20 protein-coding genes are annotated in these 26008 nt (G+C 74.6%); 6 read left to right on the forward strand and 14 right to left on the reverse strand.

Features of this window, described 5'->3' with window-relative positions; translation table 11 throughout:
- Positions 1-44: 44 nt before the first annotated feature.
- Positions 45-506 carry a GNAT family N-acetyltransferase gene (locus ACIPAE_RS30820; RefSeq protein WP_402449673.1) on the reverse strand — a complete coding sequence of 154 codons (462 nt, stop codon included), beginning with the start codon at positions 504-506 and terminating at the stop codon, positions 45-47.
- Between the two features lie 236 nt (positions 507-742).
- The gene (locus ACIPAE_RS30825) at positions 743-1336 is read right to left on the reverse strand and encodes a TetR family transcriptional regulator (protein WP_329371038.1); all 594 of its coding nucleotides are present in this window, start codon (positions 1334-1336) and stop codon (positions 743-745) included.
- 266 nt (positions 1337-1602) lie between these two features.
- Here ACIPAE_RS30825 and ACIPAE_RS30830 point away from each other — a divergent pair, with 266 nt between their 5' ends.
- Both ACIPAE_RS30830 and ACIPAE_RS30835 read left to right on the forward strand, forming a co-directional pair.
- Positions 1603-2514: an SDR family oxidoreductase gene (locus ACIPAE_RS30830; RefSeq protein WP_402449676.1), complete on the forward strand. Its 912-nt coding sequence runs from the start codon at positions 1603-1605 to the stop codon at positions 2512-2514.
- 163 nt (positions 2515-2677) lie between these two features.
- Positions 2678-3577, forward strand: a complete 900-nt coding sequence (locus ACIPAE_RS30835) for an ABC transporter substrate-binding protein (RefSeq protein WP_402449678.1) — start codon at positions 2678-2680, stop codon at positions 3575-3577.
- A gap of 173 nt (positions 3578-3750) precedes the next feature.
- Here the strand turns inward: ACIPAE_RS30835 and ACIPAE_RS30840 are convergent, their stop codons facing one another.
- The 5 genes from ACIPAE_RS30840 to ACIPAE_RS30860 all read right to left on the reverse strand — a co-directional run bounded on the left by ACIPAE_RS30840 (position 3751) and on the right by ACIPAE_RS30860 (position 12675).
- Entirely contained in the window at positions 3751-6075 is a 2325-nt protein-coding gene (locus ACIPAE_RS30840; protein WP_402449680.1) for an MMPL family transporter, read from the reverse strand.
- Between the two features lie 648 nt (positions 6076-6723).
- Positions 6724-9105, reverse strand: coding sequence for a phosphoketolase (locus tag ACIPAE_RS30845; RefSeq protein WP_402449683.1), 2382 nt, complete (start codon positions 9103-9105; stop codon positions 6724-6726).
- Between the two features lie 179 nt (positions 9106-9284).
- A complete protein-coding gene (locus ACIPAE_RS30850; protein WP_402449743.1) occupies positions 9285-10055 on the reverse strand; it encodes an ABC transporter ATP-binding protein in 771 nt (256 codons plus the stop codon).
- A 265-nt stretch (positions 10056-10320) separates the two neighbouring features.
- The gene (locus ACIPAE_RS30855; protein ID WP_402449685.1) at positions 10321-11544 is read right to left on the reverse strand and encodes a FecCD family ABC transporter permease; all 1224 of its coding nucleotides are present in this window, start codon (positions 11542-11544) and stop codon (positions 10321-10323) included.
- Entirely contained in the window at positions 11545-12675 is a 1131-nt protein-coding gene (locus ACIPAE_RS30860; RefSeq protein ID WP_402449687.1) for a FecCD family ABC transporter permease, read from the reverse strand.
- A 426-nt stretch (positions 12676-13101) separates the two neighbouring features.
- Here ACIPAE_RS30860 and ACIPAE_RS30865 point away from each other — a divergent pair, with 426 nt between their 5' ends.
- A complete protein-coding gene (locus ACIPAE_RS30865; RefSeq protein ID WP_402449690.1) occupies positions 13102-14160 on the forward strand; it encodes an ABC transporter substrate-binding protein in 1059 nt (352 codons plus the stop codon).
- A 42-nt stretch (positions 14161-14202) separates the two neighbouring features.
- Here the strand turns inward: ACIPAE_RS30865 and ACIPAE_RS30870 are convergent, their stop codons facing one another.
- On the reverse strand, positions 14203-14979 hold the full coding sequence (locus ACIPAE_RS30870) for an AraC family transcriptional regulator (protein ID WP_402449692.1): 777 nt from the start codon (positions 14977-14979) through the stop codon (positions 14203-14205).
- A gap of 97 nt (positions 14980-15076) precedes the next feature.
- Here ACIPAE_RS30870 and ACIPAE_RS30875 point away from each other — a divergent pair, with 97 nt between their 5' ends.
- A complete protein-coding gene (locus ACIPAE_RS30875) occupies positions 15077-15244 on the forward strand; it encodes a hydrophobic protein (RefSeq protein WP_328462185.1) in 168 nt (55 codons plus the stop codon).
- Positions 15245-15503: 259 nt separating this feature from the next.
- On the opposite strand, the gene ACIPAE_RS30880 is transcribed toward ACIPAE_RS30875, so the two are convergent.
- Both ACIPAE_RS30880 and ACIPAE_RS30885 read right to left on the reverse strand, forming a co-directional pair.
- Complete coding sequence (locus ACIPAE_RS30880; RefSeq protein WP_329371055.1) at positions 15504-15884, reverse strand: DUF6221 family protein; 381 nt, start codon at positions 15882-15884, stop codon at positions 15504-15506.
- A 164-nt stretch (positions 15885-16048) separates the two neighbouring features.
- The gene (locus ACIPAE_RS30885) at positions 16049-18046 is read right to left on the reverse strand and encodes an APC family permease (protein WP_328462181.1); all 1998 of its coding nucleotides are present in this window, start codon (positions 18044-18046) and stop codon (positions 16049-16051) included.
- Between the two features lie 310 nt (positions 18047-18356).
- Between ACIPAE_RS30885 and ACIPAE_RS30890 the strand changes: the two genes are divergently transcribed.
- A complete protein-coding gene (locus ACIPAE_RS30890) occupies positions 18357-21200 on the forward strand; it encodes a DUF4118 domain-containing protein (RefSeq protein WP_366410627.1) in 2844 nt (947 codons plus the stop codon).
- Positions 21197-21889, forward strand: a complete 693-nt coding sequence (locus ACIPAE_RS30895) for a response regulator (protein WP_329371059.1) — start codon at positions 21197-21199, stop codon at positions 21887-21889. The genes ACIPAE_RS30890 and ACIPAE_RS30895 overlap by 4 nt, the downstream gene beginning before the upstream one ends.
- Here the strand turns inward: ACIPAE_RS30895 and ACIPAE_RS30900 are convergent.
- The 4 genes from ACIPAE_RS30900 to ACIPAE_RS30915 all read right to left on the reverse strand — a co-directional run bounded on the left by ACIPAE_RS30900 (position 21852) and on the right by ACIPAE_RS30915 (position 25889).
- On the reverse strand, positions 21852-22598 hold the full coding sequence (locus ACIPAE_RS30900; RefSeq protein WP_402449697.1) for a DUF2064 domain-containing protein: 747 nt from the start codon (positions 22596-22598) through the stop codon (positions 21852-21854). The two genes, ACIPAE_RS30895 and ACIPAE_RS30900, sit on opposite strands and share 38 nt — an antisense overlap.
- Positions 22595-23698, reverse strand: coding sequence for an NAD-dependent epimerase/dehydratase family protein (locus tag ACIPAE_RS30905; protein ID WP_402449699.1), 1104 nt, complete (start codon positions 23696-23698; stop codon positions 22595-22597). Before ACIPAE_RS30905 ends, ACIPAE_RS30900 begins: the two co-directional genes overlap by 4 nt.
- A gap of 92 nt (positions 23699-23790) precedes the next feature.
- Positions 23791-24375, reverse strand: coding sequence for a hypothetical protein (locus ACIPAE_RS30910; RefSeq protein WP_402449702.1), 585 nt, complete (start codon positions 24373-24375; stop codon positions 23791-23793).
- Positions 24372-25889, reverse strand: a complete 1518-nt coding sequence (locus tag ACIPAE_RS30915; RefSeq protein ID WP_402449704.1) for a molybdopterin-dependent oxidoreductase — start codon at positions 25887-25889, stop codon at positions 24372-24374. The genes ACIPAE_RS30910 and ACIPAE_RS30915 overlap by 4 nt, the downstream gene beginning before the upstream one ends.
- Positions 25890-26008: the final 119 nt, after the last annotated feature.

Genomic DNA, 26008 nt, shown 5'->3' on the forward strand with positions numbered 1-26008 from the left:
GCCGGAGCCGGCCCGGTATCGCGGCGGCGGACCGGTCCGCGCCGTCACCCCGAGACGGGCATGACCAGCGTCGGCACGAAGTCGACGGCGCCTTCCCGCTGGTAGAAGCGCAGGGCGCCGGCGTTGCCCGCGATGACGGAGATCTTCATGACCTGGACGCCCGACCCGGCGAGACGCGTACGCGCGGCCCCGACGAGGTCCTGCCCGATCCCGGCGCCGCGCGCCTCGTCGTCGACCACGAGCGTTTCCCGCACGCTGAACCGGTCCCCCCACTGCCAGGACCCCGGAGCGTCGTCCACCCGCACGCACGCGTAGCCCAGCAGGCGGTCCCCGTCGCGGGTGACCAGGACCGCGGCGAGCGGTTCCCGAAGCCAATCGAGGTACTGCCCCCGCCGCAGGTACCAGGACTCCTCAGGCGGGCGCACCGCGCCGAGAGCCGCCAGGTGTGCCGCCTCGCGACTGTGGTGGGCCAGGAGTTGCCCCCACGGGCTCTCCAGGCGGTCCACCTCGGCAGGGGAGGGGGCCTTCGTTCACGGGACGCGTGCCAGGAAGCGCAGCCAGCGCGCGGGCTCCTCGGGCGCCGGTCCGAGGACCCGGTGGAACCATCCGTACAGGGCTACGGGGGAGCCGTTGGGCGCCGGGGGCGGGTGCTTGGCGCGGGCTGTCCGCCGCGGACCGCAGCCCGCCGAGGCGCGCGGCGGGGTGCGGCGGGGTGCGCTCGAAGCGCTGCGTCCAGGGGGGTTCAGGCGCTGGCGTGCGTGTCCTTCGGGAGGTCGTCCGTCTCGCAGAGCGAGTTCAGGTCGTCGATCGCCTGGGCGAGGAAGTGGTCGAGCGGGCGGGCGGTCTGCTCGATCCACAGGTGGGTCGCCTGCCCGGCGACGGCCAGTGCGGTCTGGGCGGCGAGCGACGCGCACCGGTCGTCGACGCCGCGCCGGCCCAGCGCCGCGGTCATGGTGCAGGCCAGGGACGCGGTCTTGGCGAGTTCGCGTTCGCGCAGCGCCGGGGTCGCGGTGGTGAGCTGGTGCAGCGGCTCGGAGAGCGGCCGGTTGTCCTCCAGCAGCGGGGTGATCCGGCGGAACGCCCACAGCACCGTCGCGAGCGGACCGAGGGTGCCGGGCGCCTCCGCGACGGCGCGCTCCAGCGCGTCACGCAGGAAGTCCTCCTGGCCGAAGAGCACTTCGCGCTTGTCGGCGAAGTGGCGGTAGAAGGTCCGCTCGGTGACACCCGCGCGCGCCGCGATCTCGGCGGTGGTGACCTGGTCGAAGCCGCGCTCCGTGTACAGGTCGAGAGCGGCCTGCTGGAGTCGTAGGCGCGCCGGCCGTCCATCCCGTGGCATCCCAGCAGCATAGGCCAATACCGGCAGAAGCCGACGTCAAGGCGGTCGGGCCCCCCTCGTCGCGGCGGGGCGCCGGCGGATCGGTGGATCGGCGGGTCGCCGGATCGGCGGGTCGCCGGATCGACGGGGCGGTGGCGGGCGACGGATCGACGGATCGGCATCCACGGCGTAGCGACAGTCTCTGACGTTACGTGCTACGTTGAAGGCCGTAGCGACAGTCCCTGTCACTACGTGGAGCAGTGCCGAACGGCTCAAGGGAGTTCATCGTGCATGTCTTCGTCACCGGAGGTTCCGGGCTGACCGGACCGACCGTCGTCGCCGAACTGGTCGCGGCCGGGCACAAGGTCACCGGCCTGGCGCGTTCCGACGCCTCGGCCGCGCGCCTGGAGGGGCTCGGCGCGACCGCGCACCGCGGCTCGCTGGAGGACCTCGACAGCCTGCGGGCAGGAGCGGAGGCGGCGGACGGCGTCCTGCACATGGCCTTCGGCGGCGACTTCGCCGACCCGGAGGACCTCATCAGGCGCGACCGCACCGCGATCGAGGCGCTCGGCGGGGCGCTGACGGGTTCGGGCAAGCCGTTCGTCAGCACCTCCGGCACGCTGGTGATGCCCGTCGGCCGGGTGAGCGGCGAGCAGGACGCGCCCGACCCCGCCTCGATCGCGGCCTTCCGCATCCCGGGCGAGCAGGCGTGCCTGGACTCCGCCGCGCGGGGAGTGCGCGCGAGCCTGGTCCGGCTGGCGCCCACCGTGCACGGTCCCGGCGACTACGGGTTCGTCCCGATGCTGGTCGCCGCCGCGCGCAAGACCGGTACCTCGGCCTACATCGGCACCGGCGCCAACCGCTGGCCCGCCGTCCACCGGGCCGACGCCGCCCGCCTGTTCAGGCTGGCGCTGGAGTCCGCTCCCGCGGGCAGCGTGCTGCACGGCGCGGCAGAAGGCGGCGTCGCCTTCAGGAGCATCGCCGAGACGATCGGACGGATGCTCGGCCTGCCCACCGCCTCCCTGGCACCCGAGGAGGCGGCCGAGCACTTCGGGAACCCCTTCATGGCCCGGGTGTTCGGCATCGACGCGCCCGTCTCCAGCGACGGCACCCGGCAGCTGCTCGGCTGGACGCCGACTTACCCGACGCTGCTGGAAGACCTGGAGCACGGCGACTACTTCACGCCGTCCGCCGCCTGACCGCGGCCCTCTGCCCGCCGAACTCCCGCTCTCCGTAATCCTGTTGGCCGCTCCCCGCACCACCCGCTGCAGGCACCCTTGTGGCGCGGCCGGTCGGAGCGCAGGGTGGAGAGCACGCGGCGGGGCCCGCGAAGCTCCGCGCGGATCGCGAAGGGGGCACCGTATGACGAACGGCAGTGCGCGGCAGGCGGGTTGGGAGTTCACCGACGACCGGGGCAGCACCTCGTCCGGGCCGGATGCGCCGCCGCGGGTGGTGGCGTACGTACGAGCCGGGGCGGCGCTGTGGGAGTACGGCGTGCGGCCGGTGGCGGTCTACGGGTCCGGCCACGACAGCGGCGCGGACGCCGACCCGGCGAAGCTCGGCGGGCTCGACCCGCGCCAAGTCGCCTACCTGGGCGGGGGAGCGGACGTCGCGCCGGACGCCCTGCGCGAACTGCGCCCGGACGTGGTGGTGGACGTGACCTACGACGGGAAGGCGCCGTACGCCCTCGCGGAGTCCGTGGCCGAGGCGGCGGGCGTACCGGTGGTCGCGCTCGGCGTCGGCGGCGACGCGTCGCTGCGGACGATACTCGGCCACTTCGCCGACCTGGCGACGGCCTTCGGCGCGGAAGCGGGTGCCGCCGGCGGCGAACTGGCCCTCGCCGAGGAGGAGTTACGGGCCCTGGCGGTCGGCGAGGGGACCGCCCGGGTGGTCGCGTTGTCGCCGGGCGGGCCCGAACAGGTGCACCTGGCCCGGCCGGACACCTGGCCGGAGCTACGGCACCTCGCGGACCTCGGGGTGCGGATGGCCGACCCCGGCCGCGGTCCGGGCGTCAACTGGCGCACTGTGGACTGGGATCAGGCCCTGGCGGCGGTCGGCGGCGCGGGCGTCGTCCTCGCCGACACCCGCGCCAACGCCGCGCCGCTGTCCGCGCTCGCCGACGTCCCCGCCTGGCAACGGCTCTCCCTCACCGCCCAGGTGCTGCCCTGGAACCCCGAACTCCCGCCCGCCCCGGGCGCGTACGCCACCTTCCTCCGGGCGGTCGCGGACGCCCTGCGCGCACAGGCGCGGGCATCACGGTGACCGGGGCCGAAGCGCCGACCGGAGGAGCCGTTCCTTCGCCGCGCTGACGGGCCCGCCGTGCGCCGGGCGGTGGGCGGTGCGGTGCCCTGGCGCGTACCGCGGGGCGGGCGCCCCCTCACGGGGTGGGCGCCCGCCCGGTGGCGTACGACGATCGACGTGCCGGCCGTAGCGCGTCAGCCGGCGGCCGGTGCGGGCTGCTCGGTGCCGGCCGCCCCCTCGCCGTCCGCGCCCCCGGTCGCCTGCGAACGCCCGCCGCGGGCAGAGTCGTTGCCGCCGTGACCCGCAGCGCCGCCGGCACCGTCAATGCCGTGGTTGCCGGCACCCGCATCGCCGCCGCCGCGGGCAGAGTCGTTGCCGCCGTCACCCGCATCGCCGCCAGGTCCGCCGCCCGGTCCGTCGCCGGGTCCGCCGTGCTGAGGGCGGACCCGGCCGAGCGTGCCCGGCGCCCACAGCCGCCGCCCCAGCAGCAGGGACGCCGACGTCACCAGGAACGTCCGCACCACGAACGTGTCCAGCAGCACCCCGACCGCGATCACGAAGCCCAGCTCGGCCAGTTGCACCAGCGGCATGTTCACCAGCACCGAGAACGTCGCCGCCAGCACGATCCCCGCCGAGGTGATCACCCCGCCGGTGGTCCGCAGCGCGCCGAGCGTGGCCTGCCGCGGCGGCGCGCCGTGCAGCGCCTCCTCCCGCATGCGGTGCATCAGGAAGATGCCGTAGTCCACGCCGAGGGCGACCAGGAACACGAAGCTGAGCAGCGCCAGCCCCGGATCGGTGCCGTGGAAGCCGAAGACCGGCCCGAAGACGAGCCCGCCGACGCCCAGCGCGGAACCCCACACCGCGATCACGGCGGCGGCCAGCAGCAGCGGCGCGACCAGGCTGCGCAGCAGCAGGATCAGGATCAGCACCACGGCCGCCAGCACGATCGGCACCACGAGCGCGCGGTCCCGGCTGTTGGTGGACCGCAGATCGATCTGCTGCGCGCTGGGCCCGCCGACGTAGGAGCCGTGCAGCGCCGACCGCAACTGCCTGATGGTCGCGGTCTCGGCGGCGGACTGCGGCGGGCTGTCGGCGGTGACGAAGAACTCGCTCCAGCCGCCGCCGGTGCGTCCAGGCCGGACCTCCGCCACGCCGCCGGTGCCGCGGGCGGTCCGCTCGGCCGCGGCCGCCGCACCGGCCGGCGAGATCACCGTGATCGGCTGGCTCGCCTGGTCCGGATACGCCTTGGCGAGGAGTTGCGCCGCCACGATCGAGTCCGGCCGGGTGGCGAAGCTGTCCTGCTGCTTCACGCTGCCCGGCAGGTGCAGCACGCCCAACGCCAGCGCGCCGAGCAGCACCACGCCGGAGACCAGCACCGCCACCGGTCGGCGACCGACCAGCCCGCCGATCGCCGTGAAGCCGCCGCGCCGCTGCTGCGGCTCGGTGCCCGGCTCCGGCACCAGCGGCCAGAACAGCCGCCGTCCCAGCAGCACCAGCAGCGCGGGCAGCAGCGTCACCATCGCCGCCAGCGCGCTGAGCACGCCCACCGCGGCGGCCGGACCCATGCCGCGGCTGCTGTTGAGGTCCGCCGCCAGCAGGCACAGCATGCCCGCGGCCACGGTGCCGGCCGACGCCAGGACCGCCGGGGCGCACCGGCGCAGCGCGGTGCGCATCGCGTCGTACGGCCGGGCGGTGCGCCGCAGTTCCTCGCGGTAGCGGGCCACCAGCAGCAGCGCGTAGTCCGTGCCCACACCGAAGACGAGGATCGTCATCACCCCCGAACTCTGGCCGCTGACGGTGATCCCGAACGCCCGGTTGAGCAGGTACGTCACCGCCATCGACAGCACGTCCGCGGCGCCGGCCGCGAAGAGCGGCACCAGCCACAGCGCCGGGCTGCGGTAGATCAGGATCAGCAGCACCGCCACCACCAGCACGGTGGTGTAGAGCAGAGGACCGCCCAGCGAGCCGTAGACCTCCGCCGCGTCGGCGTCCAGCCCGCCCGGTCCGCCGACCTTCACCGTCAGCCCGTGCCCGCCCGTGGTGATGTCCCGCACCCCGTCGACGAACTTCCGCTTCGCATCGGAGTCCTGGCCGGGCTGGGTGCTGGAGACCGGGTACATCAGCGTGCTGCCGTCCTTCGACGGCACACCCGTCGGCGCCGCGTCACCGCTGAGCCGGTAGGTACGCGCCAGCCGGGCGGTCTGCCGGCCGGCCGTATCGCGGTCCGCCGCGGTGAGGCCGCCGTCACGGTGGTAGACGATCACCAGGTCGGTGGCCTCACCACCCGGCAACTCCTGCTGGATCTTGGCGACCTGGGTGGAGTCGGCACTCGCCGGCAGATAGTCCACCACGCTGTCGCGCTGCACGTCCCCGAGCCGGCCGGCCAGCGGCACCGCCACGGCCAGCACCCCGATCCACAGCGCCAGCACCAGCCACGGCAGTCGCCGCACCCCCCGGCGCCCCCCTCCCGGACCACCGGCCCCCGGCCCGGCGCCCGCCCCCAACTCTGCGGCCCTCATGGTGGGTTCCCCTCTCAACGGTCGTCACCCCGGGCACCCGGCGCCCGGACACCCGACCATCGTTTCCGGCCACGCCGCCGCGATCGTCCCGCCGAGGACCGACTTCCCCCCGCCTCCCGAGCGGGTATCCCGCCCCCCACTACCCCCACAGGAGTACGCCCGCGGGCACCCCCGCCCCGCACCCCCCGGTACGCCGCCCCCGGGTCCCACCCCCGCCACCTGCCCGTCTTGCCTCCCGCCACCGTGTCAGCTTCGCCGAGCGCGGAGTCAGCCCCCACCACCCCCCCCGAACCACCCACCCCCTCTGAACCCCACCCCGCCAGCGGAGCCCACCACCCCCGAACCACGAACCCCAGCCCGTGGAGCCCCAGCCCGTGGAGCCCCGGCCCGTGGAGCCCCCTGGCCCCTGGAGCCCTGGAGGGAGCAAGCGGGGGCGAAGGGGGCGGGGTTCGAGACGTTCGTATATTTGTGGCGCGAGGAGAGACAGTAATGATCGGAATCACCCGCAGGCGCCGTAAATATGCAGTCTCGAACCCCGCCACCGGAGCCCCAGCGCCCCCCGCCAACCAGCCCGCCCGCACCACCCGTTCCCCGCCTCCCGCCACCTCCTGACGGCGAGCGGCAACGCACCCGCGGCGGTGCGTGCCCTCAGCCGTCCCACCGCCAGTCGGCCACCTCCGGCAGGTCGGTGCCGTGAGCCCGAATCCAGCTCCGGTGCCGCAGCCGGGTGTCCTCCATCAACTGCCGTACGGGTGCGGCCCGTACGGCAAGCCCCGGCACGCGGTCGATGACGTCCATGACCAGGCGGTAGCGGTCGAGGTCGTTGCTGACGACCATGTCGAACGGCGTGGTGGTGGTGCCGATCTCCTTGTAGCCGCGCACATGAAGGTCGCGGTGGCCGGTACGGCGGTAGGCGAGCCGGTGGATCAGCCACGGGTAGCCGTGGTACGCGAAGATCACCGGCCGGTCAGCGGTGAACAGCGCGTCGTACTGCGGGTCGGACATGCCGTGCGGGTGCTCCTTCTCCGGCAGCAGACGCGCGAGGTCCACGACGTTGACGACGCGCACCGCGAGCTGCGGCAGGTGGTGGCGGAGCAACTGGGCGGCGGCCAGCACCTCTTGGGTGGGCACGTCGCCGGCGCAGGCCAGCACGACATCCGGTTCGCGGGTGCCGTCCTCGGTGCCGGCCCACTCCCAGATACCCGCGCCGCGGGCACAGTGCGCGCGGGCCTCGTCCATCGTCAGCCAGTCGAAGCAGGGTTGCTTGCCGGCGACGATGACGTTGACGTAGTCCCGCGATTTGAGGGCGTGTTCGGCGACCGACAGGAGGGTGTTGGCGTCCGGCGGGAGGTAGACGCGGACCACCTCGGGGGACTTGTTCAGGACGTGGTCGATGAAGCCGGGGTCCTGGTGCGAGAAGCCGTTGTGGTCCTGGCGCCAGACGTGCGAGGTGAGCAGGTAGTTGAGGGAGGCGATCGGGCGCCGCCACGGCAGCCTGCGGGTGGTGCGCAGCCACTTGATGTGCTGGTTGACCATGGAGTCTACGATGTGGACGAACGCCTCGTAGCAGGAGAACAGGCCGTGCCTGCCGGTGAGCAGGTAGCCCTCCAGCCAGCCCTGGCAGGTGTGTTCGGAGAGGATCTCCAGCACCCGGCCGTGCCGGTCGAGGTGCTCGTCGGTGTCCACCAGCCGCTCCTGCCAGGACTTGCCCGAGGCGGCGTAGACCGCGTCGAGGCGGTTGGAGGCGGTCTCGTCGGGACCGACGATCCGGAAGTCGCGGCGCTGCGCGGTGTCGGCCATCACCTGCTCCAGCAACTGCCCCAGCACGCGGGTCGGTTCGTGCATTCCGGTGCCGGGCCGCTCGACCGCGACCGCGAACTCGTCCAGGTCGGGGACCGGCAGGTCGAGCAGCAGCAGCCCGCCGTTGGTGTGCGGGTTCGCGCCCAGCCGCCGGTCGCCGGACGGCACGCAGGCCAGCACCTGCTCGCGGGGGTGGCCGGCGTCGTCGAAGAGCTCGGTGGGGCGGTAGGACAGCAGCCACTCCTCCAGTTGCCGCAGGTGTTCGGGGTTGGTGCGGACTTCGGAGAGCGGGACCTGGTGGGCGCGCCAGGTGCCCTCGACCGGCAGGCCGTCGACCACCGCCGGGCCGGTCCAGCCCTTCGGGGTGCGCAGCACGATCATCGGCCAGCGCGGCCGGTCGACGCCGTCCGCCGCCGGGTCCCCACCCGTACGGGCCGCCTCCTGGAGCGCGGTGATCCGGTCCAGCGCGGTGTCCATTGCCGCGGCCATCGCACGGTGCACCGCGGCGGGTTCGTCGCCGATGACGTGGATCGGGTCGTGTCCGTAGCCGCGCAGCAGCGCGTCGAGTTCGTCCTCGGGGAGCCGGGCCAGGACGGTGGGGTTGGCGATCTTGTAGCCGTTCAGGTGCAGGATCGGCAGCACGGCGCCGTCGTGCCGGGGGTCGAGGAACTTGTTGCCGTGCCAGGAGGTGGCCAGCGGTCCCGTCTCGGCCTCGCCGTCGCCGATCACGCAGGTCACCAGCAGACCGGGGTTGTCGAACGCGGCACCGTAGGCGTGGGACAGGGCGTAGCCCAGCTCGCCGCCCTCGTGGATCGACCCCGGGGTCTCCGGTGCCACGTGGCTGGGCACCCCGCCGGGGAAGGAGAACTGGCGGAACAGCCGGCCCATTCCGGCGCTGTCCCGGGTGATGTCGGGGTAGGTGCGGCTGTAGCTGCCCTCCAGCCAGGAGTTCGCCAGCACCGCGGGGCCGCCGTGGCCCGGGCCCCACACGCAGATCGCGTCCAGGTCGCGGGCCTTCACCACCCGGTTCAGGTGGGTGTGCACCAGGTTCAGGCCGGGGGAGGTGCCCCAGTGGCCCAGCAGCCTCGGCTTCACGTGCTCCGGGCGCAGCGGCTCCTTGAGCAGCGGGTTGCCGTCGAGCAGGTAGATCTGGCCGACGGCCAGATAGTTCGCCGCACGCCAGTGGGCGTCCAGCGCGGACAGTTCCTCGTCGTTCAGACCGGTGGGCATGGGGGTCCTTTGCGGCTCGGGTACGTCAGCAGTACCCGCTCACGGGCGGGCAGCCGACGATGGCGCGCCCATTCGGGGGGTGCCCCGCCCCGCGGCCCCCTGCCGCGACGGTTCCGGTCCGCTCCCGGCCCCGCGCCGGTGGCCGGGAGCGGACCGGAACCGTCATGGTCGGACACGGCCTAGCGGAGCACGTGGTGGCGGCCGATGGGGAGGACCAGGGGGGTGCCCGAGACCTCGTCGGAGACGACCCTGCAGTCGATGCCGAAGATCTCGCGGACCGTCTCCACGGTGACGACCTCGCGCGGCGCCCCCTCCGCGCAGATCTCGCCGTCCTTCATGGCGATGAGGTGGTCGCCGTAGCGGCAGGCGAGGTTGAGGTCGTGCAGGACGGTGACGACCGTGGCGCCGCGCTCGCGGTTGAGGTCGGTGACGAGGTCCAGGACCTCGACCTGGTGCGGCAGGTCGAGATACGTGGTGGGCTCGTCGAGCAGGAGCACGCCGGTGCGCTGGGCCAGCGCGACGGCGATCCAGACCCGTTGCCGCTGCCCCCCGGAGAGCTCGTCCACCGAGCGGTCCGCGAGATCGAGCGTGTCGGTCGCGGCCAGCGCCTCGGTGACCGCCTCGTCGTCGGCGGCGGTCCAGCGCCGGAACCACCCCTGGTGCGGGTAGCGGCCGCGCCCCACGAGGTCCACGACCCGGATACCGTCCGGCGCGATCGGCGTCTGCGGGAGTATTCCGAGCCGCTCGGCCACCTGCTTGGTCGGCAGGGAGTGGATGCTGCGGCCGTCGAGCAGCACCTCGCCCGCGCTCGGCGTGAGCAGCCGGGCCAGGCCCCGCAGCAGCGTGGACTTCCCGCAGGCGTTCGGGCCGACGATCATCGTGACCTGACCGGTGGGGATCTCGACGCTCACCCCGCGGACCACGGTCCGCTGCTCGTACCCCAGGTGCACCTCGCTGGCGGCGAGCGAACTCGGCGGGTCCGCGAGGGCGCGGCCGGGGACGTCCGGTGCGGCGGCGTCCGGTGCGGCGGCGTCCGGTGCGGTCGCGTCCCGGTCGGCGCGGGCCCGGTCGCCGGTCGCGGCACGGGTCGTGGCGCCGGCGGTGATGTCGGCGGTACCGCCGGCGGGGGCACCGGCCGCGCTGTCGGCCGTCGCTCCGGCCGCGGCGTCAGTGTCGGCGTCGGTATCGGCGTTGGTATCGGTGTTGCTCAAGGGTTCAGCCTCCCTGGCCGACACGGTTGGCGCGGGCGAGCAGCCACAGCAGGGCGGGCGCACCCAGCACCCCGGTGACCACGCCGACCGGGAACTCGGTCGGCCCCAGCAGGTGTTGCCCGGCGAAGTCGCAGCCGAGCATGAGGGCGGCGCCGGTCAGCGCGGACAGCACCAGCGCCGGACCGCGGCCGTGCAGCAGCCGGCGGGCGACCGGCCCGGACAGGAACGCGACGAACGCGACCGGCCCGGCGGCCGCCGTGGCCACGGCGGCCAGGCAGACCCCGGCGAGGATCAGCCCCAGCCGGCCGCGCTCCACCCGGACGCCCAGCCCCCGCGCGGCGTCGTCGCCGAGGCCGAGCGCGGGCAGCGTGCGGGCGGCGACGAACGCGGCCGGCAGCAGCACCACCAGCGGGTACAGCACCCCGCGCGCCCGCGGCCAGTCCGCGCCGTTGAGGCTGCCGGTCAGCCACAGCAGCGCCTGCTGCGCGGTGTAGACGTCGGCGCGGGTGAGCAGGAAGGAGACCACGCTGGACAGCGCCGCCGCGACCCCGATACCGACCAGCACCAGCCGGTAGCCGGTCACGCCCCGGCGCCACGCGAGCAGGTAGATCAGCAGCGCCGTCACCAGCGCCCCGGCCACCGCGGTCAGCGACACCGCCGTGCCCGACAGCGAGAACACCACGATCGAGATCACGGCCGCGGCACTCGCGCCCGCGGTGATCCCGATGACGTCGGGACTCGCCAGCGGATTGCGGATCAGCGACTGGAAGACCGCCCCGGACAGCCCGAAGGCCGCACCCGCCGCGACTCCCGTCATCGCGCGCGGCATCCGCACCTGCACCACGATGAACCGGGTCCCGGCGTCGCCACCGCCGCCCAGCGTCCGCAGCACGTCCAGCACCGGGACACGGAAACTCCCCACCGACAGCGACGCGCAGAACAGCCCGAAGACCACCACCGCCATGGCGAGCGTGACCGCGCTCGCCCGCACCCGCGGCCGGCTGCGCGCGGCCTGTACGGCCCGCAGCGCCTCCGCGGAGACGCCCCGTCCGGGAGCCGAGCCCGCGCCGACCGCTCCGATGGCGGCCGTAGCCGTAGCCGTAGCCGTAGCCGTAGCCGTAGCCGTTCCCGTTCCCGTTCCTGGTCCCGTTCCCGTGGCCGCGGCCGTGGCTGCCGGGCGCGGCGAGGGGAGGCCGGTCCGGCTGCCGCCGGAGGCGTTCGCGGCCATCTACAGTCCCGCCAATCGGCTGCGGCGTACCAGGACGACGAGGACGGGCGCCCCGATCACGGCCGTGACGATGCCGACCTGGATCTCGCCCGGGCGGGCCGCGACGCGGCCGACCACGTCGGAGACGAGCAGGAGGGCGGGGGCGATCAGCATCGAGTACGGCAGTATCCAGCGGTGGTCGGGCCCGGTGAAGAAGCGCACGGTGTGCGGCACGGTGAGGCCCACGAAGGCGATCGGCCCGGCCAGGGCGGTGGCCGAGCCGCAGAGCAGGACCACTGACAGCGCGCAGAACAGCCTTGCGGCCGCCACGTTCTGGCCCAGGCCCCGCGCGGCGTCGTCGCCGAGGCCGAGGGTGTTGAGCAGGCGCCCGGAGCCGAGCGCGCACACCGCGCCCACCAGGACGAACGGCCCGGCCTGGTACGCGGTGGACAGCCCGCGCCCGGCCAGCGAGCCGACCTCCCAGAACCGGAACTGGTCGAACGTCGCGGTGTCGGTGAGCAGTACGGCGGTGGTCAGCGAGGACAGGCCCGCGCTGACCGCGGCGCCGGCGAGCGCGAGCTTGACGGGGGTGGCGCCCTCGCGGCCGAGCGACCCGACGGCGTAGACGAGCAGCGCGGCGGCCGCGGCACCCACGAAGCCGAACCACACGTAGCCGGTGAAGGAGGTCACCCCGAAGACGCTGATCGCGGTGACGACGGCGAGCGAGGCGCCGGAGTTGACGCCGAGCAGGCCGGGGTCGGCGAGCGGGTTGCGGGTCAGGCCCTGCATGAGGGTGCCGGACAGGCCGAGCGCGGCCCCGGCGAGCAGCCCGATCACGGTGCGCGGCAGGCGCAGCGAGGTGACGATGACCTGGTCGGCGTTGTTCGGGTCGTGGTGGAACACCGTGTCCCAGACGGTGCCCGGCGGCACCGACTTGGCGCCGATGGCGAGGCTGGCCACGACCGCGAGCGTGAGTACGGCCGCGGCGACGAGCAGCCCCGCGGACAGGGCGGTGGCGCGCCGGCGCCCCGGGACCGAGGCCGGGGCGGGGGCGGGGGCGCGCCGGACGGTTCCGGCGGACCTGGTGGACCCACCGGACCCACCGGACCCGGCGGCCGGGGCGGGCCCGACTCGGGCGCGCGAGACGTTCATGGGGCTCTCCTCGGCGGACTTCCCTCCCCGGGAAGTAAGGGGAGGCTAACCTAAATCTTTACGGCCGACCGCCCTCGCCCCCGCGTGCTGCCCCCATGAGGCGGCGTCCATCCCGCGATGGACGGCCGTTCTGTGTCGCTGGACGGACACCGCGCGCGGGGTTCTCGTCGCCTCGCGGTCGCCGGCGCCGGGTGCGTCCGGCCGGGCCGGGTGGCCGAAAGGGCTTGTGCGGACGGCGCGTTGACCCCTCGCGGGGCGGCTGTGTGGCCCCGCCGATCCGCCGCGTCGCTGTCGGGCTGGCGCTATCAGGCGTCCGAGCGGAGATCTCGCGCCGGAGATTCCACTTAGGGTAGCCAAAGTTAGGTCACCCTAAGTTCTGGCTTGGTCCGCTCGCCGGCCGTGCCTGTCGCCGTACCGGAGGTCCCGATGTCCCTGCCGCCCCGCCCGCTCGCCGAGCCGGCCGCCGCATCCGACGGCGAGCCCACCGGCCGCCTCGCCGGCCGTCCGACCCGGCGCGGGCTGCTGACCGCGGGAGCCGCCGGCGCCGCGCTCTTCGGGCTCGCCGCCTGCGGCTCCAACGGCGGCGGTTCGGGCTCGGAGGGCGGCTCCGGCAAGGCGTCGAAGGGAAGTTCGGGCACCCGTACCGTCGACACCGCCAAGGGGCCGGTGAAGGTGCCGGCCGCGCCCAAGCGCGTGGTGGCGATCAACGACTTCCCGATGGCCGCGATGTTCGACCTCGGGCTGACCCCGGCGGGCGTCTTCAACGCGGGCGAGGAGTACGTCCCGCCGCGCGACCTCGCCCGGTGGAAGGCGATACCCAAGGTCTCCGACGGCGTCGGCGGCGCCATCCAGGTGGAGAAGGTCGCCGCGCTCAAGCCCGATCTGATCATCGGCATCGACGCCCAGGCGAACCTCCCCTACGACCAGTTCACCGCGCTCGCCCCCACCGTGCTGCTCCCGTTCAGCAAGTCCAAGGCGCCCTGGCGCGACATGTCCGACCAGACCGCGACCGTCCTCGGCGTCCCCGACGCCCTGACCAAGCTCAAGCAGCGCTACACCGAGCGCGCCGCCGCCATCAAGAAGGCGCACGCCGCCGTGCTCGCCCGCACCCGATGGGACCTGCTCCAGGGCGGCTTCGACGAGGGCAACTGGTGGCTGTACGGGCACGGTTCGCCGATCGGCGGCATCCTCGCGGACGCGGGCGCCGTCTTCGCCACCGGCAGCACCCGGCTCGCCGAGCAGCAGTCCGTCTCCTACGAGCTGGTGACCGGCAAGCTCTCCGACGCCGACGCGATCTTCTACTACACGACCAACGACGGCAAGCCCGCCAACCTCGGCCCCAAGCTCTTCGCCCAGAAGTCGTTCCGGCAACTCGCCGCCACCAAGGCCGGCCACCTCTTCGGCAGCGTCTACTTCCTGCCCGGCGGCTACGAGGACGCGATCGCGGCCCTCGGCGACTTCGAGAAGGCGCTCGGCTCGCTGTGACGCCCGGCGCGGAGGCTCAGCGCGGAGGCTCGGCGCGGAGGCTCAGCGCGCGGTGAAGTACGCGCCGGGGGTGCGGCCGGTCTCCTGGCGGAAGGCGGCGATGAAGGAACTGGGCGTGGTGTAGCCGACGTGGTGGGCGACCGCCGCCAACGGGCGGTCGGCCGCCATGTGTTCGAGCCCCGCCCGCAGCCGGGCCCGGGTCCGCCAGCGGCCGAAGGACATCCCGGTCTCGGCGCTGAACAGCCGGGCCAGGGTGCGGGCGCTGGCACCGACCTCCCGGCCCCACTCCTCCAGCGGGCGGTGGTCCGCCGGGCGGGCGAGCAGCGCCTCGGCGACCTTGCGGGCCCGCCCGTCCTTGGGCATCGGCAGCTCGATCGTGGTCACCGCGACCGGTCGCACCAGGTCGAAGAGAACGGCCTCCGCCCGGGCCCGCGGCTCCGCGCCGAGGTCGGGGGCGCCCAGGTGGGTGATCAACTCCCGCAGCAGCGGCGGCACCCCGACCACGGTCGGCTGCGTCCAGCGCACCGGGCAGCGGTCCGGCAGCAGGTAGACGCTGCGCATCCGCGCCGGGCGGGTGGCGCCCGTGGTGTGCGGGACCCCGGCGGGTATCCACAGCGCCAGGGTCGGCGGCAGCACCCACGAGTGGTCCGCGATGTCCACGGTCAGCACGCCCGCCGGGGACCACACCAGCTGGTGCGTGGTGTGCTCGTGCTCGCCGAAGCGCTGGCCGCGGGCCAGGTCGAAGTTGATCACCCGCAGCGCCTCGGCGGGCGGGGCCGCGGGGCGCTGGGCGGGCTGGCTGTTCGGCGACATGGTCATCGAACATAGCGCATGACGGCCACCACCGACCCGGGGCCCGTGGAGCGGAGTGCGGAGGCGGAACGGGGGCACACGGTCGTCCAGGAGGCTGGTAACCATGGGACCGTTGCTCGTTGTGCTCTTGCTGGCACTGCTTCTGTTCGGATTCGGATTCGCCGTGCAGATCCTCTGGTGGGTCGCGGTGGTCGTGCTGGTGCTGTGGCTGCTCGGATTCCTGATCCGGCCGGGGTCCGGCTCCGGGAGGGGCCGCTGGTACCGGTGGTGAGACGCGCGCGGCCGACCGTCCGGCATACGACGGCCGCGCGTCGCGGTGGGCCGCTCCGATCGACCCGGAGCGGCCCACTGCCGTATCCGCGCCACCCCCGGGCCAAAGGGGTGCGAAGTGCGAGGCGGCGTACGGCAGGTTGCGTACGGCGTGCTGATGCCGGCGCCGGGTACTCCTACGGCGCCTGACATACGGCATATCGCCTCAGGGGATCGGTGGGTGTGCCGGGCCGCGCGTACGGCCGTTCGCCCGAAGGGGGTTACGTTCCGCCGGCAGGGGAGCCGTTCCACTCGGCGCGGTAGTCGGGGTGGGACACCCACTCCGCGGCCAGCGCGACGAGGATCTGCGCGACGAGCAGCTCGCTGTCGCGGGCGTCGAGCCCGGGCGCGCCCTGCGCCAGGTGGCGTTCGCACCTGGCGACGATCGCCTGCTTGGCGGCGACCGCGCGGACCACCCGCGCCGGGTCGTGGTGGGCGGTGTGCGCGGCGAGCGGCGCCGCCATCTCGAACGCGGCGCCGCCGTCCACGACCAGGCGCGGCCCGTCGGCCGTCCACTGCCCGCCCGCGACGGCGCCGCCCCACGCGTACGTCAGGTCCTCCGTCATGCGGGCGCGCACGAAGGCCGTCAACTCCTCGATCACGCTGTTCCCTCCGGGTCGGTGCGCGATCCGGACACGCTACGCCCGCGGCGCGCCCCCCGGGCGCCCCGCGGCCGGCCCGGGCGTCGACTCCTTCACCGCGCGGGCCTGCTCCGCCGCCGGTACGCCCGCGGGCACCCTGCCCATGTCCAGGAGGGCAACCCCGGTCACGGGCGGCGGGCGGCGGCCGAACCGTCGGGCGCGCGCTCCTCGTGCGGCTCGGCGACGTCGAACGGGACGATGGTGGCCACGACGTCGGGCAGCCGGCCGACCGCGCGGGCGATGTGGTCGGCGGTGCGCCGGTGCAGCAGACGGCCGAGGATCGGGGAGTAGTTGCGCTCGGGGATCAGCAGGGTGACCTGGGCGCGCTGCTCGCGGATGCGGCGGTCGACCAGTTCGAGCACCGCGCGGCTGATCCGGCGGTCCGGGCACTCCACCATCTCCAGCCGCAGGTCGCCGACCTCGGTGCGGTTCCACTGCGCCGCCAGCCGCTTCGCCTCCTGGGCGTCGACCATGACGTGCACCGCGCGGATCTCGGTCGGCCGCAGCGCGCGGGCGTAGCGGATCGCCTTGAGCACGGCCAGGTCGACCCGGTCCACCAGGATGTACATCACCTGGCTGTCGGCGCGCGGCTGGGTGGCGTCGGCGGGCGCGGCCGCCAGCGCGGCGGCCTCCTCGCGGTAGCGCTTGTTCACCTTGATCAGCGCCCACACGCCGATCGGGAACACCAGCACCACCACCCACGCGCCCTCGGTGAACTTGGTCACCGCGAAGATCAGGGCGACCAGCAGCGACACCCCGCAGGCCAGGCCGTTGAGCGCGAGCTTCGCCCGCCACCTGCCGTCGCGCGACCTCCAGTGGTGCCGGACCAGGCCGGCGCCGGCCATGGTGAAGCCGGAGAACACCCCGATCGCGTAGAGCCCGACGAGCGCGTTCAGGCTGCCCTTGGTGGCGATCAGCAGCGTCAGCGACACCACGGTCAGCACGATGATGCCGTTGGAGAAGGCCAGCCGGTGGCCGCGCCGGGTGAGCTGGCGGGGCAGGAAGGAGTCCTCGGCCACGAAACTGGCCAGGAACGGGAAGCCGTTGAAGGAGGTGTTCGCCCCCATGTAGAGGATCAGCGCGGTCGCGAGCTGCACGAAGACCAGGCCCGCGGTGCCGTACCAGTTGCCGCCGAAGGCCCAACTCGCCTCCTGCGAGACGACGGTCGGGGTCTGCGCGACGTACGGCGTGGCGTGCGTGATGTGCGCGAGCAGGGACACCCCGAGGACGCCGGTGCCCAGGATGCAGGACATCGCGACCATGGTGCGGCGGGCGTTGGGGCCCTGCGGGCTGCGGAAGACGCTGACGCCGTTGGAGATCGCCTCCAGGCCGGTCAGCGACGAGCCGCCGTTGGCGAACGCGCGCAGCAGGATCAGCAGCGAGGCGCCGTAGAAGAAGCCGTGGGTGTCGGTGCCGAGGCCGACCATGCCCGGGGTGTGCACGTCGATGCGGGAGTGGTCACCGAGCAGGAAGCGGGTGAAGCCGGTGATGATCAGCAGCGCCATCGCGCTGATGAACAGGTAGGCGGGCAGGGCGAAGGAGCGGCCCGCCTCACGGATGCCGCGCAGGTTGCCCCAGCACAGCAGGAGCACCACCCCGATGGTGATGAAGAGCTTGTTGTCGTCCAGGGCGGTCAGGCGGGCGTCGCCCCACAGCAGGTGGATCAGCGACACCAGCGCGTCGGTGCCGGCCGCCGCCTGGACCGCGACGGTGACGATGTAGTCGATCAGCAGCGCGACCGCGGCGACCTGGGCGATCCGCGGTCCGAAGTTCTCCCGGGCCACCACGTAGGAGCCACCGGCCCGGGTGTAGGCCATGACCACGTCGCGGTAGGAGAGCGTCAGCAGCAGCAGGACACACAGGATCGCCGCGGTCAGGGGTATGAGCGCGGTGAACGCCGCGACGCCGATCGCCGGGATCAGCACCACCAGCATCTGCTCGGAGCCGTACGCCATCGAGGAGATGCAGTCCGAGGCGAGCACGCCCAGCGCGATCGGGTTGGACAGCCGCTCGCCCTTCAGCTGCTCGGTGACCAGCGGCTTGCCCAGCAGGTGCTTCTTCACCCGGTACCCGTGGCTCTCGGGGAGCGCCGCGGTCGCGGGCCGGGTGGTGGACGACAGCATGGGCAGTCCGTTCGGGAATTCGAAAGGGTGGGCGGGCTTCCCTATCACTACTGCACGGAGTCGGGGCGAATCGGACATTCGGGGGTGCGAGCCGGGGATCTTAGCGCGTCCTTAACGCGTTTCGGTCTGGTGCCCCGCCGGCCGGGCGGGCCGCCGCGGAGGGCGCCGTGGCCGGCCGGGCGGGACGCGGGCGAGGGCGCCGCACTCCCGCTGGTCGCGCGCGATGCGCGGGCGCCGGGCGCCCTATGCTCGAAGGTGCCCGCGGAGCGCGAAGGCGGTGGATACGCGAGAGCGAGAGGGAGAGGTACCGGTGGCCACGTCGCACGGCGGCAGTCTGCGGATCTACCTCGGCGCCGCCCCGGGCGTGGGCAAGACCTACGCCATGCTCGGCGAGGCCCACCGCCGGCTGGCCCGCGGCACCGACGTGGTCGCGGCCTACGTCGAGGACCACGGCCGCCCCCGCACCCGCGAACTCCTCGCCGGCCTGGAGTCCGTCCCCCGGCGCCGCGTGGCGCACCGCGGCGCGGAGTTCACCGAGATGGACCTCGACGCGGTGCTGGCCCGCCGCCCCAAGGTCGCGCTCGTCGACGAGCTGGCCCACACCAACGTGCCCGGCAGCCGCCACGCCAAGCGCTGGCAGGACGTCGAGGAACTGCTGCGGGCGGGCATCGACGTGGTCTCCACCGTCAACATCCAGCACCTGGAGTCCCTGGGCGACGTCGTCGAGGGCATCACCGGGGTGCGGCAGCAGGAGACCGTGCCCGACGAGGTGGTCCGGCGCGCCGCGCAGATCGAGCTGGTCGACATGGACCCCGACGCGCTGCGCCGCCGCCTCGCGCACGGCAACGTCTACGCCCCCGACCGGGTCGACGCCGCCCTGTCGCACTACTTCCGGCCCGGCAACCTCACCGCGCTGCGCGAACTGGCGCTGCTGTGGACCGCGGACCGGGTCGACGAGTACCTGCTGCGCTACCGCGCCGAGCACGGCATCGCCCAGACCTGGCAGACCCGCGAGCGCATCGTGGTCGGCCTCACCGGCGGCCCCGAGGGCGCCACCTTGATCCGGCGGGCCGCCCGGATCGCGGCGAAGGGGTCCGGCAGCGAACTGCTCGCGGTGCACGTGGTGCGCTCCGACGGCCTGGTCGGCGCGTCCGCGGGCGACCTTGGCGGGCAGCGCCGGCTGGTCGAGGACCTCGGCGGCAGCTACCACTCCGTGGTCGGCGGCGACATCCCCGCCGCGATGCTCGACTTCGCGCGCGGCGTGGACGCCACCCAGATCGTGCTCGGCTCCAGCCGCCGCAAAGCCTGGCAGTACGTCCTCGGGCCCGGGGTCGGCGCCACCGTGGCCCGCGAGTCCGGCGACATCGACGTGCACATCGTCACCCACGAGCACGTCGCCGGCGGCCGGCCCCGGCTGCCCGGGCGGCTGCCGATCGGCCTGGGCCGGGCCCGCGCGGTCGGCGGCTGGCTGATCGGCCTCGGCGGGCCGCCGCTGCTCACCCTCGCGCTGCGGGCCGGCTCCGGCTCGCCCGGGCTCACCACGCCGCTGCTGCTCTTCCTCACGCTCACGGTCGCCGCCGCCCTGGTCGGCGGGGTCTTCCCGGCGATCGCCGCGGCCCTGCTCGGCTCGCTCCTGCTCAACTACTTCTTCGCGCCCCCCACCCACACCTTCACCATCTCCGACCCGCAGAACCTGCTCGCCCTGGTGATCTTCGTCGCCGTCGGGATCGCGGTCGCCTCCGTGGTGGACCTCGCCGCCCGCCGCGCCCAACAGGCCGCCCGCAGCCGCGCCGAGACCGAGATCCTCGGCTACCTCGCCGGTGCCGTCCTGCGCGGCGAGGACGGCACCGACAGCATCACCGCGCTGCTCGACCGGGTGCGCGAGACCTTCGCGATGGAGTCCGCGGCGCTGCTGGAGTACCACGACGCGGACGCTTCCGGCCCGGTGGACGCCTCCGGCGGGGGCGCCCCTGACGGACTCGCGGGCGCCACCGCGGCGGACGCGGACGGCGGCCCTGACGACGAGGGTGCGGCGCCCGCGGCCGGCAGCGGGGGCCGGGGCGGTCGGGCGGACGCGGGCCGGCGGATCGGTGCCTCGGGCGCCTCGGGTCCCCCCGGCAGCGCGGGAGGGGGCGGCCAGGCCGCACCGGCGCCCGGCGGGGCCGGCCGGGCGGGCGGCGCGGGATGGCCGGGGCGGCAGGGCGGATGGCGTACCGCGGCCTCGGTCGGGCCGAATCCCGCGGTGGAACCCGAAGGGGCCGACGTGGAGGTGCCGGCCGGCGAGCGGCTGGTGCTGGCGCTGAACGGGCGGGTGCTGCCGGCCCAGGACCGCCGGGTGCTGGTCGCGTTCGCCGCGCAGACCGCCGCGCTGCTGGAGCGCAGGCGGCTGGCCGAGCAGGCCGCCCGAGCGCGCCGGCTCGCCGAGGGGAACCGTATCCGCACCGCGCTGCTCGCCGCGGTCTCGCACGACCTGCGCACCCCGCTCGCCGGCATCAAGGCGGCCGTCACCTCGCTGCGCTCCGACGAGGTGGACTGGAGCGCCGAGGACGAGGCGGAGTTGCTCGCCGGCATCGAGACCGGCGCCGACCGGCTCAACCACCTCATCGGCAACCTGCTCGACATGAGCCGGCTGCGCACCGGCGCGGTCAACGCGCTGCTGCGCGACGTCGCCCTGGAGGAGGTGGTGCCGGCCGCGCTCGCCGAAGTGCCGGCCGACGCCGTACGGCTGGAGGTGCCGGAGGCGCTGCCGCTGGTGCGCGCCGACACCGGACTGCTGGAGCGGGCCGTCGCCAACGTGGTGGAGAACGCCGTCAAGTACAGCCCGCCGGGCGCCCCGGTCGTGATCAGGGCCGACCCGCTGGCGCTGCCGGACGGCACCCGGGTCGAGGTGCGGGTGATCGACCGCGGTCCGGGCGTACCGGAGGAGGCGAAGGACCTGGTGTTCGAACCGTTCCAGCGCTACGGCGACGCGCCCCCGGCCGGTACGGGCGTCGGCCTCGGCCTGGCGGTGGCCCGCGGCTTCACCGAGGCGATGGGCGGCACCCTGACCGCCGAGGACACCCCCGGAGGCGGCCTGAGCATGGTCTTCACGCTGCCCACCGCGCCCGGCGCCACCCCCGACCCCGATCTGCGAGAGGCAGTGCCCGAACGATGACCCGGGTCCTGGTAGTGGACGACGAACCCCAGCTGGTGCGGGCGCTGGTGATCAACCTGCGGGCCCGCCACTACGAGGTGGACGCCGCGCCCGACGGCGCGGGCGCGCTGCGGCTGGCCGCCGCCCACAACCCCGACGTGGTGCTGCTCGACCTGAGCCTGCCCGACATGGACGGCGCCCAGGTGATCCGCGGGCTGCGCGGCTGGACCCGGGTGCCGATCATCGTGCTGTCGGCCCGGCACGCCTCCAAGGAGAAGGTCCAGGCGCTCGACGCGGGCGCCGACGACTACGTCACCAAGCCGTTCGGGATGGACGAGTTGCTGGCCCGGCTGCGTGCAGCGGTCCGCCGCGCGGAACCCGGCACCGGCGCGGGCGCCGACGACCAGGCCGTGGTCGTCACCGACGCCTTCACGGTGGACCTGGCCGCGAAGAAGGTGCACGGCAGCGGCGGCGCCGACGTACGGCTCACCCCCACCGAGTGGCACCTGCTCGAAGTCCTGGTCCGCAACCCCGGGCGGCTGGTCACGCAGACACAGCTGCTCCAGGAGGTGTGGGGACCGTCCTACCGCTCGGAGACCAACTACCTCCGGGTCTACCTCGCGCAGTTGCGCCGCAAGCTCGAACCCGATCCGGCCCGGCCGCGCCACCTCATCACCGAGCCGGGGATGGGCTACCGCTTCGAGCCGTAGCCCTTCCCGGGCCCGCGCCCGGGGTTTCCGCACCGGAGAGACCGGTCGCGGCCCGTCCCGTCCTGGCCTGCCCCGTCGCGGCCCGCCTCGTCGCGGCCAGCGCCGCCAGCGTCCGCGCGAAGCGGGTGCCGGGCGCGAGCGCGGCCACCTCCCTCGCGTCCGCCGCGGTGTCCACGTCGCGCAGCACCGGCAGATCGCGCACGGCCAGCCCCGCCGCGAGCAGCCGGTCGCGCTGGGCCCGCCCGGTCCACGGCTTCGACATCGGCACCCCGCGCAGCAGCGCCGGGTCGGGGTCGGCCAGGCCCAGCGCCCAGAACCCGCCGTCGGCCGCGGGCCCGAACCACGCCGAGCACTCCCGCCAGGCGAACGGTTCCACCGCGGGCCGCAGCAGCTCCGGGGTGAGCTGAGGGGTGTCCATGCCCACCAGCACCGCCGGGCCCCGGCACATCCCGAACGCCGCCGCCAGCCGCTCGTCCAGCCCGCCCGCCACCTGCGGCACCACCTCGAACCCCGGGGGCAGCCACCGCCCGGGCGCACCGTCCAGCACCAGCACCCGGCGCGTCGCGGGCGTGCGCAGCACCGCCGACAGCGTGTCCGTGAGCGCGGCCCGCGCCAGCAGCGCCGCCTCGTCATGAGAGTGATAAGGCGTCAGGCGGGTCTTGACCCGGCCCGGCACCGGCTCCTTGGCGATCACCAGCAGGGTCGTCATCGCGCACCGGTCCGCTCCGCCGCCGGACGAGCCGCCGCCGGGGCCTGACCGCGCAGCCCGGCGTGCGCGAACTCCCGTACCCCGTCGAGGAATTCGACCTGCGGTCGCCAGCCGATCTCGTCGCGCAGCCGCGCCGAGGACGCCGTGATGTGCCGGACGTCGCCGAGCCGGAACCGGCCGGTGACCACGGGGGCCGGGCCGCCGTGCGCGTCCGCCAGGGCTCGGGCCATCTCGCCGACGGTGTGCGGGGTGCCGCTGCCGGCGTTGTAGGCGCGGAAGGTGCCCGGCGGGCGGCCCGAAACCGCCTCCAGAGCAAGGACGTTGGCTGCCGCGACATCGCGGACGTGCACGAAGTCGCGCCGCTGGCCGCCGTCTTCGAACACCTGCGGCGCCTCGCCGCGCGCGAGGGACGAGCGGAAGAAGGACGCCACCCCGGCGTACGGGGTGTCGCGCGGCATGCCGGGACCGTAGACGTTGTGGTAACGCAGGGCGACCGCACGGCTGTCGGTGGCGCGCGCCCAGGACGCGGCCAGGTGTTCCTGGGCGAGCTTGGTCGTCGCGTAGACGTTGCGGGGGTCGGTCGGCGCGTCCTCGTCGACCAGCCCGGGGGCCAGCGGCGCGCCGCAGACCGGGCACGGCGGTTCGAAGCGGCCCGCCGCCAGCTCCCCGGCGGCGCGCGGGCCCGGCCCGACCCGGCCGTGCCGCGCGCAGTCGTAGCGGCCCTCGCCGTAGACGACCATCGAACCGGCGAGCACCAGGTCGCGCACCCCGGCCGCGGCCATCGCGGCGAGCAGCACCGCCGTGCCGACGTCGTTGCAGTCGGTGTACGCCGGCGCGTCCGCGAAGTCCTTGCCGAGGCCGACCATCGCCGCCTGGTGGCACACCGCGTCCACGCCTCGCAGCGCGCCCGCGACCGCCGCGCCGTCCCGTACGTCGGCGTGCAGCCACCGCGCGGCGGGCAACGGCGGCAGCGCGGGAGGCACCGGGTGGGCGGAGGGCAGCAGGGCGTCGAGGACGACCGGTTCGTGCCCGCGGGCGGTGAGGGCGGCGACGATGTGGGAGCCGATGAAGCCCGCGCCGCCGGTGACGAGTACGCGCATGGCGCCGACCCTAGGGTCCGTGCCCGGCTCGCGGGCGGCCGCGCGCGGGGGCGTCACAGGTCCGTAAGGACCCCGCTTCCGCTTCCGCGTCCTCATCCGGACGGGTCCGCGCGCGCCGGTCCTCGCCCGGGCCGCCGCGCCGCCCGCCACCGGCGCAGCGCGAACGCCGCCCCGGAGGCCGCGAAGAGCGCGGCGGTGATCAGCGCCCAGCGGCCGAGGAAGACGTCCGGGTCCAGCGCGGTCGCCGCCGCGTAGTGCGTCCTGGCCCCGCTGATCAGCGGCCAGTACACGAGCAGGAGCAGCAGGGACAGGAAGGCGGGCACCCGGACGTGGTCGACGACGGCGTTGCGCGGGGCCGAGCGCCGCGCGCCCAGCGCCTTGTGCAGCGCCCAGTCCGCGACCGCGTACGCCGGCAGCAGCACCAGGTCGTGCAGCAGCGCCGCGCCCACCACCCACTTCGCCACGTCGAACCAGTCCCGCTCCAGCAGCCGTTCGGCGGCGTACCCGCAGACCGCGAAGGAGGCGAGGAGGATCAGCAGGTGTGCGGGGGAGGCGCCGTACAGCGCCCGGAACCGCTCGATCGGACCGCGGCGCGGTGAAGCCGGCGTACGGCGGCGGGCAACCGGCTCACGACGGAGGGGAGTCGGCGTACGGCGGTGCGGCATGCGGCCGTTCATGCGCGGGCTCCGAAGGTCGTGGCGCCGAAGGTGAGTTGGCGTACCCACTTGGTGTTCATCACCCCGGGCGCGTTCGGCACGATGATCCGGGCCGGATAGCCGTGGTCGTGGGACAGCTCCGCGCCGTTGACCCGCAGCGCCAGCAGCGAGCGCGGGTCGCGGACCTGGTTGGCGCGCAGCGCGACCGCCCGGAAGGACCCGGACAGCTGCGCGGACTCCACGAACACCCCTGGCGGGTCGGTGGGGTGGCCGACCAGCGCCGCGAGGTCGGCCAGCCGCACCCCCTCCCAGTGCTGGTCCGACGTCGACCAGCCCTCGACGCAGGCGATCGGCAGCGCCGAGCCGTGCCGGGCCATCGCCCGCAGCTCGTCGAGGGTCAGCGAGACCCGCCGGCCGTTGCCGGCGCCGTGCACCACGAGCCGCCAGCCCTCGCCCACGTCCTGCGGGCGGATGTGCGCCAGCGCCGCGGTCTTGTTGATCGGGAAGCCGTTCGGGCCCGTGCCCGGGTCGCGGCCGTGCGGCGCCAGCAGCGCGGTCTCGCGCAGCGGCCCGCCGATGCTCTGGCCCGCGGTGACCACGAACAGCGCCACCGAGCCGAGTCCGACCAGGCCCAGCGCCCCGCGCCGCGACATCGTCGGCGCCGCCGGATGCGTGGAGACCAGGCCGGAGTCGTCGGCGGCCTCCGGCACCGTACGGGAGGCCGGCGTGCGCAGCTCGGCCCTGAAGTCCCGGCTGCGCAGGGCCCGTACGGTCCTCGGCAGCCGCAGCGCGACATGCGCGGCCACCGCGCCGAAGAAGACCCAGGCGCCGTAGAAGTGCAGCGGGTAGAACGAGCCGGGGAAGAGGTAGTCCAGCTGCACGTTCAGCACGCCGGTGACGAACTCGAAGATCCCGCCGCCCACCAGCAGGAGCAGCGACAGCCGGTCCAGCGCGTGCGCGGGCGAGCGGACCGGCGGCAGCGTGAAGAGCTTCGGCACCACCGACCACAGCTTCGCCAGCAGCACCGGCACCAGCACGATCCCGAGCGTGACGTGCACGCCCTGGTCGACCCGGTACAGCCAGTACGGATGCGTCGGCCACGAGAAGAGGTAGAAGCCCAGCAGGCCCTTGCCCGGGGTCTTGTCGTTGACCGGCGACAGGTTCGGGTTGTAGGCGGCGTACGACAGCAGGCCGGTGACGAACAGCACGGGGATGCCGACGAGCAGGACCACACCGAAGACGGAGGTGAGCCAGGGTCCGCGCAGGGGGCTGCGCCAAGGGCCCTGCGGGAGGAGGGAGTTGAGGCGGGCGAGGGGCGAGGTGGGGGTGGGGGAGGGGGTGGGCGTCGCGTCGTCGGCGGGGCGGGGGCCGGAGGCGGGTGCGTCTGCGGCGCGGGACGGGGTGGGCCCGGGCGGCGGCTGCGGCGCGGCCGGCTGCTTCGGCGGCGGGTGCTCGGAGGGTGACTGCGCTGGCGGCGGCTGCGCTGGCGGAGGCTGCTCGGGCCGGTCCGGGGTGGGGTCGGAGGGGACTTCCATGGCCCGGACTGTAGGTCCGCGCGGTGCCGGAACCGGGGCTGCGACGTATGACGAAAGTCTGACGTCCTGGTGCGGGGCCGGGGCACGACCGGTCGCGCTGCCTAGGGTGAGGCGGGTGA

This window comes from Streptomyces sp. NPDC087270 (assembly GCF_044744625.1).
Lineage (GTDB): Bacteria > Actinomycetota > Actinomycetes > Streptomycetales > Streptomycetaceae > Actinacidiphila.

Coding starts and splice junctions, on each gene's coding strand:
- ACIPAE_RS30875 (WP_328462185.1), top strand. CDS start 15,077: ATGGGACCGTTGCTCGTTGTGCTCTTGCTGGCACTGCTTCTGTTCGGA.
- ACIPAE_RS30860 (WP_402449687.1), bottom strand. CDS start 12,675: ATGAACGTCTCGCGCGCCCGAGTCGGGCCCGCCCCGGCCGCCGGGTCC.
- ACIPAE_RS30835 (WP_402449678.1), top strand. CDS start 2,678: ATGACGAACGGCAGTGCGCGGCAGGCGGGTTGGGAGTTCACCGACGAC.
- ACIPAE_RS30870 (WP_402449692.1), bottom strand. CDS start 14,979: ATGACCATGTCGCCGAACAGCCAGCCCGCCCAGCGCCCCGCGGCCCCG.
- ACIPAE_RS30915 (WP_402449704.1), bottom strand. CDS start 25,889: ATGGAAGTCCCCTCCGACCCCACCCCGGACCGGCCCGAGCAGCCTCCG.
- ACIPAE_RS30855 (WP_402449685.1), bottom strand. CDS start 11,544: ATGGCCGCGAACGCCTCCGGCGGCAGCCGGACCGGCCTCCCCTCGCCG.
- ACIPAE_RS30900 (WP_402449697.1), bottom strand. CDS start 22,598: ATGACGACCCTGCTGGTGATCGCCAAGGAGCCGGTGCCGGGCCGGGTC.
- ACIPAE_RS30905 (WP_402449699.1), bottom strand. CDS start 23,698: ATGCGCGTACTCGTCACCGGCGGCGCGGGCTTCATCGGCTCCCACATC.
- ACIPAE_RS30910 (WP_402449702.1), bottom strand. CDS start 24,375: ATGAACGGCCGCATGCCGCACCGCCGTACGCCGACTCCCCTCCGTCGT.
- ACIPAE_RS30865 (WP_402449690.1), top strand. CDS start 13,102: ATGTCCCTGCCGCCCCGCCCGCTCGCCGAGCCGGCCGCCGCATCCGAC.
- ACIPAE_RS30845 (WP_402449683.1), bottom strand. CDS start 9,105: ATGCCCACCGGTCTGAACGACGAGGAACTGTCCGCGCTGGACGCCCAC.
- ACIPAE_RS30825 (WP_329371038.1), bottom strand. CDS start 1,336: ATGCCACGGGATGGACGGCCGGCGCGCCTACGACTCCAGCAGGCCGCT.
- ACIPAE_RS30840 (WP_402449680.1), bottom strand. CDS start 6,075: ATGAGGGCCGCAGAGTTGGGGGCGGGCGCCGGGCCGGGGGCCGGTGGT.
- ACIPAE_RS30895 (WP_329371059.1), top strand. CDS start 21,197: ATGACCCGGGTCCTGGTAGTGGACGACGAACCCCAGCTGGTGCGGGCG.
- ACIPAE_RS30885 (WP_328462181.1), bottom strand. CDS start 18,046: ATGCTGTCGTCCACCACCCGGCCCGCGACCGCGGCGCTCCCCGAGAGC.